Annotated in this window: 12 protein-coding genes and 2 pseudogenes; 10 read left to right on the forward strand and 4 right to left on the reverse strand. The window is 66.1% G+C overall.

The features are described from left to right. The first annotated feature begins 55 nt into the window (after window positions 1-55). On the forward strand, window positions 56-1,048 hold the full coding sequence (locus A5775_RS10955) for a fatty acid desaturase (protein ID WP_231995148.1): 993 nt from the start codon (window positions 56-58) through the stop codon (window positions 1,046-1,048). Between the two features lie 17 nt (window positions 1,049-1,065). On the opposite strand, the gene A5775_RS10960 is transcribed toward A5775_RS10955, so the two are convergent. Continuing rightward, window positions 1,066-2,046 carry an endopeptidase gene (locus A5775_RS10960; RefSeq protein WP_067251804.1) on the reverse strand — a complete coding sequence of 327 codons (981 nt, stop codon included), beginning with the start codon at window positions 2,044-2,046 and terminating at the stop codon, window positions 1,066-1,068. Window positions 2,047-2,103: 57 nt separating this feature from the next. Beyond that, entirely contained in the window at window positions 2,104-2,871 is a 768-nt protein-coding gene (locus tag A5775_RS10965; RefSeq protein WP_067251806.1) for a TVP38/TMEM64 family protein, read from the reverse strand. A 180-nt stretch (window positions 2,872-3,051) separates the two neighbouring features. Here A5775_RS10965 and mutA point away from each other — a divergent pair, with 180 nt between their 5' ends. The 5 genes and pseudogenes from mutA (at window position 3,052) to A5775_RS10990 (ending at window position 11,037) form a co-directional block, all read left to right on the forward strand. Then, a complete protein-coding gene (gene mutA / locus A5775_RS10970) occupies window positions 3,052-4,938 on the forward strand; it encodes a methylmalonyl-CoA mutase small subunit (RefSeq protein ID WP_067251809.1) in 1,887 nt (628 codons plus the stop codon). A gap of 5 nt (window positions 4,939-4,943) precedes the next feature. After that, window positions 4,944-7,193 (forward strand): methylmalonyl-CoA mutase, encoded by a 2,250-nt coding sequence (gene scpA / locus A5775_RS10975; protein WP_067251811.1) that lies wholly within the window; start codon window positions 4,944-4,946, stop codon window positions 7,191-7,193. A gap of 76 nt (window positions 7,194-7,269) precedes the next feature. Beyond that, window positions 7,270-8,252, forward strand: a pseudogene (gene meaB, locus A5775_RS10980) (methylmalonyl Co-A mutase-associated GTPase MeaB). A 52-nt stretch (window positions 8,253-8,304) separates the two neighbouring features. Further along, window positions 8,305-9,591, forward strand: coding sequence for a serine hydrolase domain-containing protein (locus tag A5775_RS10985; protein WP_067251815.1), 1,287 nt, complete (start codon window positions 8,305-8,307; stop codon window positions 9,589-9,591). Between the two features lie 273 nt (window positions 9,592-9,864). After that, window positions 9,865-11,037, forward strand: coding sequence for an acyltransferase (locus A5775_RS10990; RefSeq protein ID WP_197512512.1), 1,173 nt, complete (start codon window positions 9,865-9,867; stop codon window positions 11,035-11,037). A gap of 46 nt (window positions 11,038-11,083) precedes the next feature. Here A5775_RS10990 and A5775_RS26055 read toward each other — a convergent pair whose 3' ends face one another. Then, entirely contained in the window at window positions 11,084-11,209 is a 126-nt protein-coding gene (locus tag A5775_RS26055) for a hypothetical protein (RefSeq protein ID WP_255362113.1), read from the reverse strand. Window positions 11,210-11,380: 171 nt separating this feature from the next. Between A5775_RS26055 and A5775_RS10995 the strand changes: the two genes are divergently transcribed. Continuing rightward, window positions 11,381-12,295 carry a sulfotransferase family protein gene (locus tag A5775_RS10995; protein ID WP_067251817.1) on the forward strand — a complete coding sequence of 305 codons (915 nt, stop codon included), beginning with the start codon at window positions 11,381-11,383 and terminating at the stop codon, window positions 12,293-12,295. Between the two features lie 78 nt (window positions 12,296-12,373). Here the strand turns inward: A5775_RS10995 and A5775_RS11000 are convergent, their stop codons facing one another. Further along, window positions 12,374-13,066, reverse strand: a complete 693-nt coding sequence (locus A5775_RS11000) for a rhamnosyl O-methyltransferase (RefSeq protein WP_067251820.1) — start codon at window positions 13,064-13,066, stop codon at window positions 12,374-12,376. A 767-nt stretch (window positions 13,067-13,833) separates the two neighbouring features. On the opposite strand from A5775_RS11000, the gene A5775_RS11005 reads away from it, so the two are divergent. The 3 genes and pseudogenes from A5775_RS11005 to A5775_RS25360 form a co-directional block, all read left to right on the forward strand. Continuing rightward, window positions 13,834-14,844: a sulfotransferase family protein gene (locus A5775_RS11005; RefSeq protein WP_067251822.1), complete on the forward strand. Its 1,011-nt coding sequence runs from the start codon at window positions 13,834-13,836 to the stop codon at window positions 14,842-14,844. 136 nt (window positions 14,845-14,980) lie between these two features. Next, window positions 14,981-16,090, forward strand: a complete 1,110-nt coding sequence (locus A5775_RS11010; protein WP_067251825.1) for an NAD(P)-dependent oxidoreductase — start codon at window positions 14,981-14,983, stop codon at window positions 16,088-16,090. Between the two features lie 150 nt (window positions 16,091-16,240). Then, window positions 16,241-16,365, forward strand: a pseudogene (locus tag A5775_RS25360) (macrocin O-methyltransferase); the annotation flags it as partial.

A 16,365-nucleotide genomic window follows, 5' to 3' on the forward strand; every position in this document is an offset into this window, starting at 1 on the left:
GGTGCCACATGGTTTTCTATGCAGCGCATCGGCGTCGTGTCCTTAGCCGGGGGTCGTGGTGACCACAGTAGAAACGCTTGCCGCCACCGAGCAAAGGCCAAAGGACGCCGGCGAGGTTGCCGCAATCCCGCGAGGCTTCCCAGCTCCCAGGTTCGCGCGGCCGACCATTGCGGTGCCGACCGTACTGGTCTGGCTTGGATCGTTCGTTGCGTGGTGCGCGGCGACGACAGCGGTTCTATGCGGGGTGAGTCATTGGTGGCTGGTGGTCACCATCATCGTTCAGAGTCTTCTGACGGTTTCTATGTTCATCGTGTCGCACGAATCGATTCACCGCACCGTCGGCCGGCAAAACTGGATCAACGAGGTCTTTGGCCGCGTGTCGATGCCCTTCGTCTCGTTGTTCGGAACATTTCCAATGCTCGCCTATACGCATCTCTCGCACCACCGCAACACCAACGAAAATATCCACGACGATCCGGACGCGTGGAGTATCGCCGGCCCGCGTTGGCAGCTTCCGTTGCGGTGGTTGACAATCGATGCTTGGTATTGCCGCTTTTATCTAGCACGCCTAGGCGGGCGCCCGCGCAAAGAAGCCGTGGGATTTGCTGTGTACCTCACTCTGGCCCTTGCCTTCGTAACCACCATCCTGATTCTCGGTTATTGGCGAGAGCTGGTGCTCGTCTATTTCATCCCCCAGCGGATCGGCGTGGGCATCCTCGCGTGGTGGTTTGACTGGCTGCCTCACCACGGCCTTGTCACGGTAAAGACGGACCGATTCCGGGTCGCCCGGGTTCGGGTTGGCTGGGAGCGCATTCTGTGTCCGTTGTTGATGTATCAGAACTATCACTTAGTCCATCACATCCATGCGGCGATTCCGTTTTACCTATACGTGAAGGCATGGAGGGCTGCAGAATCCGACTATCTGGACCGAAACGTGCCGATCAGCACCGCGTGGGGGCAGGAAATGACGCCTTCGGAGTACCGCAGCTGGCGGGACGTCAGGCGCCGAGCGGATCGCGGTGATCGCATCGCGGAGATCGGTGGGTAGCGCCGAATGCTGGCGCATCAGCCCGGCGACGCCGGCGCGGTGATGGCGGTCAGACGCCACTGCTCCAGCCAGGGCCGCACCAACTCGGCGACGGAGAATTTGGCGCGGGCCGCGCACCCGGCTTTGGGGGTGTAAGGGTCACCGCCGCGGATGAGGATGCCGACGGCGCTGACGGTGCCGCCGCGCTCGTAGCGGTACACCGGGCCGCCCGAATCGCCGCATTGACCGCTCGCCAGGAACACGACCTTGCTGCCGGTGATCTCGACGATCTGCCCGCAGGCGTCCGCGCCGGAGCCCATGCCGAACTTGCACAACTGTTGGCCGACTTGCAAATTCGTGGCGATGCCGGCAACCGGCAACGACGCGGCGATCGCCGAGGACTGCGGAACGTTGTCGCCGTCCAGCGTGATCAGGCCGATGTCGTGCTGTTCGTCGTGTACCCCCTCGCTGATCGTCTGGGTGAAGGTGCCCAGCGTCGTGTAGGGAAGCACCCCGCCCAGGTTCATCGTCACCCTGCTCGGCCCGCCGGGACGATTGCAATGACCGGCGGTGAAAACCCCGGTCTGGCCGCCACTGGTGTGCACCAAGAACCCTGCGGTGCAACCCATTCCACCGGAGCCGTCGGCGTAGTCGACGTAGATCCCGGCGCCGGGGCCAATGGCGGTGGCCGCGGGCAGATCGATCGGCGCCAGGGACGGCGGCGGTGGCGGGGGAGGCTGCTGTGCCGAGGTGGCGGCCCTGGGAAACAGGCAGATGGCCGCCACCAGGGCGGCGGTGCTGCACACCGCCGCGACGGTGAGCAATGCGGTGTGCAGTTTGGCGCGCTGCGGCAATAGGTCGGCGAACGCACGTGTCTTCGGCCTGCGACGCCGCTGGCTGCGGCTGGGCAGGAAGCCCAACACGGCGAGCACCGCCAACACGAGGGCGCTGAGCGGGAGCGCGACGGTACGAGCCGGCGAGTACGTCGACCCCCAGCTGGCGAACTCCAGCGCGTACACGCCCCCATTAGATCGATCTTTGCCGCATCGCGCGGCGGTCTCGACAGAGTTGGTCGATCAGCTGATGGTGGCCGGCTCGGGGGAGCGTTCGTCGTCGACGGGATGGTGCGCGCGGCGGTGGTGCCGGCGGAAGTGGCGGACCTCGATGATCAAGCCCGCCAGGCCCAGCGCGCTGGTCACGGCCGACACCAGGTACAGCAGCGAGCTGGGGTGACCGGCCAGCGCGTCGCCGAGCACGACGACGGCGGTGGTGCCGGGCAGCAATCCGGCCAGCGTCGCCAAGGCATACGGCAGCACCCGCACGCTCGACGCACCGGCGGCATAGTTGAGGGCCGAGAACGGCACCGCGGGAATCAATCGCAGCGAGACGATGGCCAGCCAGCCCCGCCGCCGCAGCCGCTCCTCGACGGTGTCGATCGATCGGTGGCGCACCAGGCGGTTCAACCGCCACCCGGCCGCGCGCACCAGCAGCATGGCGATCATCGCGCTCGTCGTGCTGGCGACCACCGCGATGGCGACACCCAGGAGCGGGCCGAAGAGCAGCCCTGCCGCCAGCGTGAACACGGTCCGCGGAATGGGCACCACCGTCACCACGATGTGTGCGACCAAGAACGCGAGCGGAAACCACGGTCCCAGAGACTGCGCCCAGTCGCGCATCTGCACCGGCGAGGGCAGCGGCAGCAACAACGCCACCACCAGCAGCGCTGTGATGCCCACCACTGTCCACACGATCCGCGACCGAGAGACGCTGCGCGCCGCCGCGCGAATGGCGCAGCCGAGATCGCGAAGCGTCGCGGTGATTTTGCTGGTGGCGGAAGCCGTCACGGCATATAAGGGTACGGGGCCCGGATGAATTGGGCGTTTCCCCCGGCTGGCGTTTCTTCCCGAGCCGCGCCCGCTCGCCGCACCTGGCGGTTTTTAGCGGAGAGCTCCCATCAATTAGCCTCAATAGCTAAGTGGTATCCCCAAAGCTGTAGCCCAAATGCTGGGAAAAGGGAGCAATCGGTGTCCATTGATGTACCCGAGCTCGCCGGCCTAGAACAGGTTCGCGGGCGTTGGCGCAGTGCGGTCGCCGGAGTGCTGGCCAAAAGCACCCGGAAGGACCCCGAGCAGTTGGGGGACGCGCCGGAGCGGCTGCTGGAAACCCCGACGTATGACGGGATTGCGATCCGCGCGCTCTACACCGCCCTCGACGAGCTGCCCGAGCCGCCGCTACCGGGCGAGTGGCCCTACGTGCGGGGCGGCGACGCGCTGCGCGACGTCAAGACCGGCTGGCGGGTTGCCGAGGCATTCCCGGCCACCCCGGTGCCCGGCGTCGCGGCATCCGACGTCAACTCCGCGGTGCTCGACGCGCTCGGCAACGGAGCCAGCGCCCTGGTCCTGCGGATTGGCGAGTCGGGTGTGGCGCCCGACCAGTTGGCGGAGACGCTGCACGGTGTCTACCTGAGCATGGCGCCGCTGATCATCGAATCCGGCGCCGACTACGCGGCGGCCAGTGACGTCGTGTTGGCGCTGGCCGACGAGGTGGAACCCGACCAGCGCGCCACCCTGTCGATCGACCTGGGCGGCGACCCGCTGACCGCTGCGCTCAGCGAGCGGCCCGCCCCGAAGATCGAGGACGTGGTCGCGGTCGCCACGCGGGCCGCCGAGCACACCGGCGTGCGCGCGATCACCGTCGACGGGCCCGCCTTGCACAATCTCGGCGCCAACGCGACGTGGGAACTGGGCGCCGGCGTCGCGGCGGCGGTGAGTTACCTGCGGGTGCTCACCGAGGCGGGGATGCCGATCGGAAAGGCGTTGCGGCAGATCAGCTTCCGGTTTGCCGCCGACGACGACCAATTCATGACGATCGCGAAGTTCCGCGCCGCGCGCAACTTGTGGGCGCGGGTCGCCGAGGTGGTCGGCGAGCCCGATTCCGGTGCGGCCGTCATCCACGCCGAGACCTCGCTGCCGATGATGACCCAGCGCGATCCGTGGGTGAACATGCTGCGCTGCACGCTGGCCGCCTTCGGCGCCGGCGTCGGCGGCGCCGACTCGCTGCTGGTGTTCCCGTTCGACGTGGCGATCGACGGCGGATTCCCGGACGTAGCAACAAGTTTCGCGCGACGCATCGCGCGAAACACCCAGCTGCTGCTGCTCGAAGAGTCACACGTGGGCCGCGTGCTGGACCCGGCCGGCGGATCGTGGTTCGTGGAGGACCTCACCGCCCGGCTGGCCGAGCAGGCCTGGCAGCATTTCCAGGCCATTGAAGCGCGGGCGGCGCACGGCGGATTCACCGAGGCGGTCGACTTCATCGCCGGCCAGATCGCCGAGGTCGCGGCCCGGCGCAGCGACGACATCGCGCACCGCCGCACCGCGATCACCGGCGTCAACGAATTCCCGAACCTCACCGAACCGCCACTACCGCAAAGCGACTCGTCGTATTCGCCGCTGGCCGCCGGAAAGCTGGTGCGCTACGCCGCGGACTTCGAAACCCTGCGCGATCGCTCCGACGCCTTCGTCGCCCGCACCGGCTCGCGCCCCCAGGCGCTGTTGCTGCCCCTGGGGCCGCTGGCGGAGAACAACATTCGCGCGACGTTCGCCTCCAACCTGTTGGCATCCGGGGGCATCGAGGCGGTCAACCCGGGAACCGTCGATGCCGCCGGTGTCGCGGCGGCGGTGGCCGAAGCGGGGACGCCGGCGGTGGCGGTCATCTGCGGCACCGACAAGCGCTACCAGGACGAGGCGTCCGGCATCGTGCACGCGGCCCACAGCGCGGGCGTCTCCAGGGTTTATCTCGCCGGACCCGAGAAAGCCGTGGCCGGCGCCGAGCATCAACCGGACCAATTCCTGACCGCGAAAATCAATGCGGTCGAAGCACTGTCGGATCTGCTCACAAGGCTGGGGGCGTAAGTACGATGACGACCACCGCACCTGCTGTCGGCAGCTTCGCCGACGTGCCGCTGCACAGCGAGCGGACTATCGCGCCGGCGACCGAAGCCGCCGTCGCGGAGCACGTCGCCGCCGCCGCGGCCGCGCACTGGTACACGCCCGATCAATTGCAATGGCACACACCGGAAGACATCGAGGTCAAACCGGTCTACATCGCCGCCGACCGCGCCGCCGTCGAGGACGACGGGTATCCGCTGCACAGTTTCCCCGGCGAACCGCCGTTCGTGCGCGGGCCCTACCCGACGATGTATGTCAACCAGCCGTGGACGATTCGGCAATACGCCGGCTTCTCCACCGCGGCCGAGTCGAACGCCTTCTACCGCCGCAATCTGGCGGCAGGCCAGAAGGGTCTGTCGGTGGCCTTCGACCTGGCCACCCACCGCGGGTACGACTCCGACCACCCGCGCGTGCAGGGTGACGTCGGAATGGCGGGTGTGGCAATCGATTCCATCCTCGACATGCGGCAGCTGTTCGACGGAATCGACCTGTCGACGGTGTCGGTGTCGATGACCATGAACGGCGCGGTGTTGCCGATCCTGGCGCTGTACGTGGTGGCCGCCGAGGAGCAGGGGGTTCCGCCGGAGAAGCTGGCCGGCACCATCCAGAACGACATCCTCAAAGAATTCATGGTGCGCAACACCTACATCTATCCGCCCAAGCCGTCGATGCGCATCATCTCCGACATCTTCGCCTACACCAGCGCCAAGATGCCCAAGTTCAACTCCATCTCGATCTCCGGCTACCACATCCAGGAGGCCGGCGCCACAGCGGATTTGGAGCTGGCCTACACGCTGGCCGACGGGGTCGACTACATCAAGGCCGGCCTGGACGCCGAGCTGGACATCGACAAGTTCGCGCCCCGGCTGTCCTTCTTCTGGGGCATCGGGATGAACTTCTTCATGGAAGTCGCCAAGCTGCGCGCGGGCCGCCTGCTGTGGAGCGAGCTGGTCAGCCAATTCCACCCGAAGAACGCCAAATCGCTGTCGCTGCGCACACATTCGCAGACCTCGGGCTGGTCGCTGACCGCGCAGGACGCCTTCAACAACGTCGCCCGCACCTGCATCGAGGCGATGGCCGCCACCCAGGGGCACACGCAGTCGCTGCACACCAACGCGTTGGACGAGGCGCTGGCCCTGCCCACCGACTTCTCGGCGCGCATCGCCCGCAACACCCAACTGTTGTTGCAGCAGGAGTCGGGCACCACGCGGCCCATCGACCCGTGGGCGGGCTCGTACTACGTGGAGTGGCTGACCCATCAGCTCGCGCAAAAGGCCCGCGCCCATATTGCCGAGGTCACCGAGCACGGCGGCATGGCCCAGGCCATCAGCGACGGAATCCCCAAGCTGCGCATCGAGGAGGCGGCCGCGCGCACGCAGGCCCGCATCGACTCCGGGACCCAGCCGGTGATCGGGATCAACAAGTACCAGGTCGAGGAGGACCAGGAGGTCGAGGTCCTCAAGGTCGAGAACAGCCGGGTGCGTGCCGAGCAACTGGCCAAGCTGAAGGACCTGCGGGAAAGCCGCGACCAACAGGCCGTCGACGCCGCGCTGGCGGAGTTGTCGCGCGCCGCGGCCGCGCATGGTCGCGTCGGGGAGGACGGGCTGGGCAACAACCTGCTGGCGCTGGCCATCGACGCGGCCCGCGCCAAGGCCACCGTCGGCGAGATCTCCGACGCGCTGGAGAAGGTGTACGGCCGTCACCAGGCGGAGATCCGTACCATCGCCGGCGTCTACCGCGACGAAGCTGGAAAGGCCGAAAACATGGCCAGCGCAACCGAACTCGTCGAGAAGTTCGCCGACGCCGACGGCCGCCGGCCCAGGATTCTGGTGGCCAAGATGGGCCAGGACGGCCACGACCGGGGCCAGAAGGTGATCGCGACGGCGTTCGCCGACATCGGCTTCGACGTCGACGTCGGTTCGCTGTTCTCCACGCCCGAGGAGGTGGCCCGTCAGGCCGCCGACAACGACGTGCACGTCGTCGGGGTGTCCTCACTGGCGGCCGGTCACCTGACGCTGGTGCCCGCGCTGCGCGAGGCGATGGCCGAGGTGGGGCGGCCCGACATCATGATCGTGGTGGGCGGCGTCATCCCGCCCGGCGACTTCGACGCGCTGTACGAGGCCGGGGCCGCCGCCATCTTCCCGCCCGGCACGGTGATCGCCGACGCCGCGATCGGCTTGCTGCACAAGCTCGCTGACCGGCTGGGTTACGACCTCTAATGATCGCGGCGAGACTGCAACGACCGACAGTGCTACTCGGGAAATGCGTCGCCAGTTGCAGTCTCACGGTGCGGAAATGAACCCAGAACAGCTGGCCAAGGCGGTGCGCGACGGTGACCGCGCGGCGCTGCCGCGCGCCATCACCCTGCTGGAGTCCACCCGCGCCGACCATCGCGAGACGGCGCAGCAACTGCTGCTGGAGCTGACGCCGGACACGGGTAACGCGTATCGCGTTGGCATCACCGGGATCCCCGGGGTGGGCAAGTCCACCACCATCGAGGCCCTCGGCATGCATCTGATCGAGCTGGGCCATCGCGTGGCGGTGTTGGCCGTCGACCCGTCGTCGACGCGCACCGGCGGCTCGATCCTCGGCGACAAAACCCGGATGGCGCGCCTGGCGATGCACCCGGATGCATACATTCGGCCCTCGCCCACCTCGGGCACCCTGGGTGGGGTGGCCAAGGCCACCCGCGAAACGTCGGTGCTGCTGGAGGCCGCCGGTTTCGACGTGATCCTGATCGAGACCGTCGGCGTCGGTCAGTCCGAGGTGACCGTGGCCAACATGGTCGACACCTTCGTGTTGCTGACCCTGGCGCGCGGCGGCGACCAGCTGCAGGGCATCAAGAAGGGCGTGCTGGAGCTGGCCGATGTCGTCGTGGTGAACAAGGCCGACGGGAAGCACCTCGGCGAGGCCCGGTCGGCCGCGCGCGAGCTGTCCGGGGTCATCAGGTTGATCTATCCGCGCGAAACCCTCTGGCGACCGCCGGTTCTCACGATGAGCGCGGCCGAGGGGACCGGCCTGCGCGAACTGTGGGAGGCCGTGGAACGTCATCGCGAGGTGCTCAGCGAGGCGGGGGAGTTCGAGGCGCGCCGCCGCGGACAGCTGGTCGACTGGACGTGGCAAATGGTGCGCGACGCGGTTTTGGACCGGCTGGCGTCCAACCCGGCGGTGCGCAAAATCCGGGCCGACGTGGAGCGAAAGGTCAAGGCGGGGGAGCTAACTCCCGCTTTGGCGGCCCAGCAAATATTGACGGCCGCGTCGGGCTAACGGATCGGTAAATACTGAGGATTTCGCTCCTACCGGGCGTGTAATCCAAGTAAATTCAAAAGTGTGACGGTGGATAGCCGAGTCAATCGCCGCGCGGTCCGTGTCCACGATGACCTTGACGCAGGTCACCGTGTGTCCGGCGCGGCGGACTCACACTTCGGGTGCGTCGTTCGCAGCTTTTCCAGTATGTTTCCCGCCCGCCGGTTCGGTGGCGGGGCGTTGGCCGTGTATGTCGATGGCCAGCCCGTCGTGGACGTCTGGACGGGCTTTGCCGACCGGGGCGGTGAGCGGCCGTGGTCGGAGAACACCGCTCCGATGGTGTTCTCCGCGACCAAGGGGATGGCCGCCACAGTCATCCACCGACTCGCTGACCGGGGGCTGATCGACTACGAAGCTCCGGTGGCCGAGTACTGGCCGGAGTTCGCGGCCAACGGCAAGGCCGACATGACGGTGCGCCAGGTGATGCGGCACCAGGCCGGCCTCTCGGGCCTGCGCGGCGCCAGCAAGGAAGACCTGCTCGATCACCTTGCGATGGAGGAGCGGCTGGCCGCCGCGGCTCCCGGGCGGCTGTTGGGCAAATCGGCGTACCACGCGCTGACCTTCGGCTGGCTAATGTCGGGTCTCGGCCGCGCCGTGACCGGCAAGGGCATGCGCACGCTGATCCGCGAAGAGCTCGCCGAACCGCTGGGTGTCGACGGCCTGTACCTGGGCCGGCCGCCGACCGGCTCGCCGACGCGGGTCGCCGAGATCGTCGCGCCGCAGAACCTGCTGGGCAGTTCGCTCGTCAACTACGTCTCCCGCAAGGTCGCCAACGAGCTCTCCGGTGGATTCCGGTCGATTTACTTCCCGGGGATGGTCGCCGCGGTTCAGGGCGACACCCCGCTGCTGGATGCCGAGATGCCGGCGGCCAACGGGGTGGCGACGGCGCGTGGCCTGGCGCGGATGTACGGCGCCATCGCCAACGGCGGCGAGGTCGACGGCATCCGATTCCTCTCCCGCGAGCTGGTGGCGGGCCTGACGGGTCAGCGTAGCCTGCGGCCGGACCGAAACATCTACGTGCCGTTGGCTTTTCACTTGGGTTATCACAGTCTGCCGATCGGCGGCGTGATGCCGGGGTTCGGTCACGTGGGGATGGGCGGTTCGGTCGGGTGGGCCGACCCCGCCTCGGGGGTGGCGTTCTCGCTGGTGCACAACCGGTTGCTGACGCCGCTGGTGATGACCGACCATGCGGCCTTCGTGGGGATTTATGCGCTGATCCGCAGGGCCGCGGAAAAGGCACGCAAGCGCGGCTTCCGCCCAGTCACCGAGTTCGGGGCACCGTTCCGCGAACCGGGCGCCGTCGCCGGCTGATGCCCCCGAAGGCTTCGCCCTTTGCACGGACGGCACGAAGGGCCGTCAAATGACCAGGTTAAGCCGGCCGGCCGATCCGACGACGGCGTTTAACCCGCCCCTGGGCGGTCATATGCAGGCGTTGTAATCTGTGCGGATGTTTGCTCAGGACATTTCCTGCGGATTCCCGCGGCGTTGCCCGACAGGGGGGCCGGTAATCCGGGATTCGCGGGTGTGGGCGATGACTGGGCTGCGATACAGGTGCCCTGGCGCCGGGCAACGGAAATCGCTCAGGTGAGCGCGAACCCGACAGTTTCTGGCCCAAATGCAACCGTCAGCCGCCGGCCAAGGCGGCGCCGGTCGGCGGGCCCGACGCTCGCCCAGGCATTCGATACCCGAAATAACGCACTGAACGCTTGGCGATTGGTGCTGGCGTCGGGCGTGATCCTGCAACACTCCTGGTCGCTGACAGGCCGCAAGATCTATCCGCCGATTGAGCAGCTGCTCACCCAGGTCTGGGTCGACGGGTTCTTCGCGATATCGGGGTTCCTCATCACGGCGAGCTGGGTGCGCAACCCGAAGCTGCGCGAGTATTTCGTGGCCCGGATCCTGCGCATCTTTCCGGGGCTCTGGGTCTGCGTGGCCGTGGTGGCCTTCGTGATCGCCCCGCTCAGTGTGGCGATCCAGGGAGGTTCGCCCGCCAAGCTGCTGTTGTCTTCCGCGCCGATTCAGTACGTGCTGAACAACGCCGTATTGAACGTGTATCACACCGGTATCGACGGAACGCCGCGCAACGTTCCGTTCCCAGGCGTGTGGGACGGGGTGCTGTGGACCCTCATATTCGAATTCCTTTGCTATATCGCGGTTGCCGTTGCCGGCGTCGCCGGACTCCTCAACCGCCGCTGGCCCGCTCCGGTGGTGTTCGCGCTCTTCCTGGTGGGCGCAGCGCTCGTTTCTTACCCCGTGGGTGCGGTGGAGACGATCCCGCAGATGATCACGCGTTTCGCCCTCGTCTTCGCCGCGGGAGCGCTGCTGCATCAGTTCCAGGACATGATTCCCGCCCGGTGGTCGCTCGTCGCCGTAAGCGCAGCCATCGTGGTGGGGGCCGGCTTGCTGGTGCCGAACTATCGGGTGCTCGCCGCTATCCCCTTGGCCTATGCCGTCGTCGTTTCGGGTGCGCTGATTCACAACCAGCGCTTGCGATTACGCACGGACCTCTCGTACGGCGTCTACATCTATGCCTGGCCCCTGCAGCAGTTGCTGGTGATCTGCGGGCTCGGCTTCTTGCCTCCGGTCCCGTTTGCCGTTGTTGCCGCCACCGCCACCCTTCCGTTGGCCGCAATGAGCTGGTTCCTGGTGGAAAAGCGTGCGCTCGCGCTCAAATACCGCTTCAAGCGCAAAGCGCGTGGGTTGGACGGTGTGGTCGCAGAGGCGCAGCCGCCGGCGCACGCCGGCCCAGGCGACTAATGCTTTTTTGCGGATTTGGCCGCATAACGCTCGATCTCACCTTTATCTAGAGATATTTAATATCGCCTTTGACCAGCGAATTTACGTTGCCGAGGGCGTCTTCTGGGTCGCTGACGGTTAATGCCGGGCGCATGTAATCGATCTTTGCCCCAGAAATGGCAAATTCATGCATAATGACCCGTGATCCGGGGGCCGCATGACGCGCACATGACGCGCAACGGAAAGGTGTTGGTCCTCGATGACAGCTACCCGGACGAGCCAACCCGCCGATGGCGCCGATCTCCCGCAGCGTTCCGCCCGCTCTGGAACCGCGGTCCGTCCGGTTGCACTGTTCGTGCTGGGCATGGCGCGGTCCGGGACGTCGGCGCTTACCCGGGTCTTGTCGCTGTGCGGTAGCACGCTCCCGGCCGGAATGTGCGGCGCCGACGGGAACAACCCGCGCGGTTATTGGGAGCCGCGCGCGGCGATCATGCTCAACGAAACGATCCTGCGCCGCCACGACAGCAACTGGTACGACCCGACGCTGCGCCTGCAGGAGGAGTGCGCGTTCGGGGCCGAGGAAAAGGCCGCCTGTATCGCGGAGATCGCCGAGTATCTCGGCACGCTGCCGGCGGCGCCGCTGGTGGTCATCAAGGAACCGAGGATCACGGCGCTGTCCGGCCTCTGGTTTGAGGCGGCGCGCCAGGTCGGCTTCGACCTGGCCGCCGTGATCGCGGTGCGCCACCCGCAAGAGGTCGTCGCCTCGGCGGCCAAGTACGTCGACACCTCGCCGGAACTGTCGAGCGCGTTATGGCTCAAATACAACCTGCTCGCCGAGCGGCACACCCGCGGTATGCCGCGCGTGTTCGTCGACTACGGCAACCTCCTCGACGACTGGCACCGAGAGGTGAAGCGCATTGCCGCGACGCTCGACATCGATCTGGACTCGGCCGACGAGAGTGCCGTCGAGGAGTTTCTCACTCCCGACCTTCGTCGCCAGCGCTACGGCGGCCCGGTGGCGGACCTTTTCGGTGCGGACTGGATCTCCGCCGTCTATGAGGCACTGCACGGGGCCGCGCAGGACTATCCCCTGCGCGTATCGACCCTCGACCGGGTCTTCGAGTCGTATCAGGCCGGCGAACGTGATTTCCGCATGGCCTTCACGGAATTCCACGCCCGAACCAACAGCATCGTTCGCCGGGTGTTCAGGCCGTTCATCGTGAAGCGGATCCTCGAGGTCGCCGCGATGGTTCACCGACGCAGCGGAGCCTGGGCGTAGTCGGCGAGTGATCGGAATTCACGACGCGCGGCGTCACCGAGTTAACTAGGCCCAGCATTGCTTTCGGCAGGGCCTCGATTACTTGCGGATCAGGTATCCATTGGGCGCCAGAGTCCACCCGAATTTTTTCTCACGCTCATAATCGTGGGTGTAATCGCTCGGGAACTCCTGCTCGTACGCCTCGATGGCCTCGTAGGGGCCCGGCCCGAATCCGGGCATGATCGGATGCCCGTTCACGCAGGAATCTTCGACCAGAAGATAGTCGCCGGCGGACAGCAGCGGCCGCAGCATTTTCATCTCGGCTAGTACGTGATCCTTGGTGTGGTCGCTATCCAGGATCGCAAAGATCTTGCCCGGGTACTCGGCTTTCAGCTGCCGAATACGCTCCGCGATTGCCGGCTCCGTGGACGACGATTCTACGAACTCGATCTCGGGGCAGCGGCGGGCTTCGGGATCAAGGGCGCTGAAGGAGATGTCCACCGAAAAGACTTTGAAGGGTTGGCCGATCAGGCGCATGATGCTGGCATAAAACACCGCGGAGCCGCCGTGACGTGTGCCGAATTCGATCACCAGCGAGGGCTTGACGTCGAACAGGATCTCCTGGTAGTTCCAAAGATCGGTTACTGACTTCCAGGAGTTAACGCCCAGCCACTTGGTCTGCTGCCACACCAGGTTGCCGAAATACCACTTCAGGTATTCCTCAGCCGCATCCCCGGATGGTCGGTAGAGCCGTGACACGAGGAAGCTGACTTTTTCTCGCCATGTCGTCATCGTCACTACTTATCACGAAAGCGGCTTAGACGAGGCTTTTACTCATTACCACGGCGGCCCTGCCGGCCATTCCAAGAGGCGGAGACCGCTGTCTCTGTTTGTGAGCGCATGCTCGACAACAGCGGCATCCGCGGCCTTGCCAAAGCGCCGTTTCACCCGTCAGCCCCGGCCGAAGGTTGACTTCCGCGGGAGAGCCCAGGCCTGCTCCCGGTGAGCCGTCACGCCGCTCGCCTGGCATCGGTGCGTTCGTCGCCCGACCTGCAATCGTGAAACCTTGGTTCCTTCAATATCTCCCAGGCGGCAGGAGCCAATACTATATATAATGCTCAGCCGTTTCTCCTGAGGATGGCGCCGATTGTAAGCTTGCGATCCGCCGCACAGCCCGGCCCGCTATCAGGCCTAGGGCCAAGCCCCCCAAAGGTCAAGCAAGCAAGACAGTTTCGTAAAAACGGCACCGTGATCGTTTGCGTCTGGCTATAGTCCTTAGCGGGCGCAATGATTCGATGGTTCTCACCAGGGGGCAGAAGTTGCCGGTCACACGTCAAGCCTGATTCCGCATGAGGGGCGAGGCAGATTCTCTCCTCTTTGCCAAAGGTGTTGAGCAGGCTGCGCTTTAGCGTGCTGTCATCGTGGTGGGCGTGACTGTGGCGATTCCGAATTGTTGCTGCGCGCGTTGATCGCCCGTTCCCCAAATCGGAAACCCATGGATATCAATCGAACTCCGAAATTCGCTCAGCTGCACGGCCAGTGAAAGGTTTGGATGCACGATGAGATTGGCCCAGATGACCAAGCCCGTCGAAGACGCTGCCACTTCCTCCAACCCCCTCGGCATCGGGAAACGCCCGGTGACCCTGTTCGTGCTGGGCCCGCAACGCTCGGGGACATCGGCGCTGACGCGGGTGCTCTCGCTGTGCGGTGGCACGCTCCCGGCCGCGATGCTGGGCGCCGACGCCGACAATCCGCTCGGGTATTGGGAACCGCGAGCGGCCATCTCGCTCAACGAAACGATCCTGCGCCGTCTCGGCACCAACTGGTACGACCCGTCGCTTCGCTTTCTGGATGACGATTCGTCCAACCGAGAGAACAAGGCCTGCGTCGCCAAAGTCGCGGAGTATCTGTCCACGTTGCCGGCGGCGCCGCTCGTCGTGATCAAAGAACCGCGGATCACCACGCTGTCCGGCCTGTGGTTCGACGCGGCACGCGTGGCCGGGTTCGACGTCGCGTCGGTGATCGCGGTTCGCCATCCGCAAGAGGTCATTTCGTCGATCGTGAAGTCCTGGCGTGTCTCTCCCGCACTCGCGAGCGCCCTGTGGTTGAAATGCAACATCCTGGCGGAGCGAAACACGCGCGGCGTACCGCGGGTATTCGTCGACTACGCGAACCTTCTCGAGGACTGGCGCCGGGAAATGAAGCGCATTTCCACGGAGCTGCCGGTCGAGTTGCATGCCCAGGACGAGGACGCGATCGAAAAGTTTCTCACCCCCGGCTTGCATCGGCAGCGGCACTGCGGCCCGACGACGGATCTTTTTGGCGCTGACTGGATTTCCACGGTCTACGAAGCGCTCCGCGAGGCCGCGCGGGACGACCCCATCGACATGTCAACGTTGGACCGCGTTTTCGAGTCCTACCGGGCAAGTGAGCGCGATTTCCGTAAGGCGTACGAGGATTTTCACGGCTTGTCCAACAGCATGCTGTTCCGGCTCTTCCGGCCCCTCGTCGCGAGGCCGGTGATGGAGGCCATGGCAATGGCCCACCGGCACAGGGGGACTTGGGCATAGCGCCGCCTTTCGCGCATTTGCTGCGGCCGGGCGGGCAGTCCCCGATATGATCGACCGGACCGCGATATCGGCGATGTGTGCCGGTCGCTTATTTCCTCGGCATCCGAAAGGGAGGCGTCGATTCGTGTCAGCGTCCGTGCTCATCACCGGTGGCGCAGGATTCATCGGGTCGGCGCTGGCACGTCGTCTCGTCGAGGACGGATGCGAGGTCGCCGTGATGGACGTCCTGCATCCGCAGGTGCACGGGGGAGATCGGCCGATCGAGTTGGCGCCGTCGGTGCGGTTGTTCACCGGGGACGTCACGCACGCGCCCGACTTCGACGCGGTGTTGCGGCTATTCCGTCCTTCCCAAATCGTCCACCTGGCCGCCGAGACGGGGACCGCGCAATCGCTGTCGGAGGCGACGCGGCACGGCTCGGTGAACGTCGTCGGGACCACTCAGCTGCTCGACGCCTTGAGCCGTTCGGGACTCGTGCCCGAACAGCTCGTCCTGGCGTCCTCCAGGGCGGTGTATGGCGAGGGCTCCTGGCAGTCCGGCTCACAGATCTTCTACCCGCGTCCCCGTAGCCACGCGCAGCTCGTCGCGCGTGTCTGGGATCCCCAGGGTCCCGCCGGTGAGCGGGCGGTGCCGCTGCCGAGCCGCGCGGACCGAACTGAACCCCGGCCCACCAACGTGTACGCGGCGACCAAGCTCGCCCAGGAACACCTGTTGGCCGCATGGACATCCGCGCACGACACCAACCTCAGCGTGCTGCGGTTGCAGAACGTCTACGGCCCGGGCCAGTCGCTGACCAATTCGTACACCGGAATCGTCGCCCTCTTCGCGCGGCTGGCGCGCCAGGGACGTGCACTGGAGGTCTACGAAGACGGGCGGATCGTCCGCGATTTCGTCTACATCGACGCTGTCGTCGACGCGCTGTTCGCCGCGGTCCAGCGCCCCGCAACGCAGCCGCGCTGTCTCGACATCGGGTCCGGCCATGCCACCACCATCCACGAGCTGGCCAACAAGATCGCCGCCATGTGTGGCGCGCCCGAACCGACCGTCGTCCCGAAATTCCGCGACGGCGACGTGCGCGCCGCGAGCTGCGACATCGAGCCTGCGATCAACGAGCTCGGCTGGCACCCGAAGTGGACGCTCGACGACGGTCTGGGCGCGCTGCTGGAGTGGATCGGCGAGCGGCCCGAGGCGGACGCTCCATTGAACGAATCGGGCCGTCCCGCCGTTGGACAGGCGGGACGCCGCTAAGAGGTCCTGCGCGCGTGACCGGCGGTAGCCGAGGCAGTGCTAATTAACGCCTATGATGGTTGCTACTCCCCGGTAGGGGCGGGATGGGTCGGCGGTGAGCCCGTCTTTGATGTGAACCAGGGGGCAACTGTGACCGTGACCGATCGTGACATGCGATCTCCGTTCCTCGATACCAGATCCGCCTATCTCGACTTGCTACGGCGCGACCTCACCAGGTACGGCAGCGACGAGTTGGTGCCGGTGGGGTTGTACCGCCTCGGGCGTCCCCTGTTCAG

The organism is Mycobacterium sp. 852002-10029_SCH5224772, assembly GCF_001667315.1.
Lineage (GTDB): Bacteria > Actinomycetota > Actinomycetes > Mycobacteriales > Mycobacteriaceae > Mycobacterium.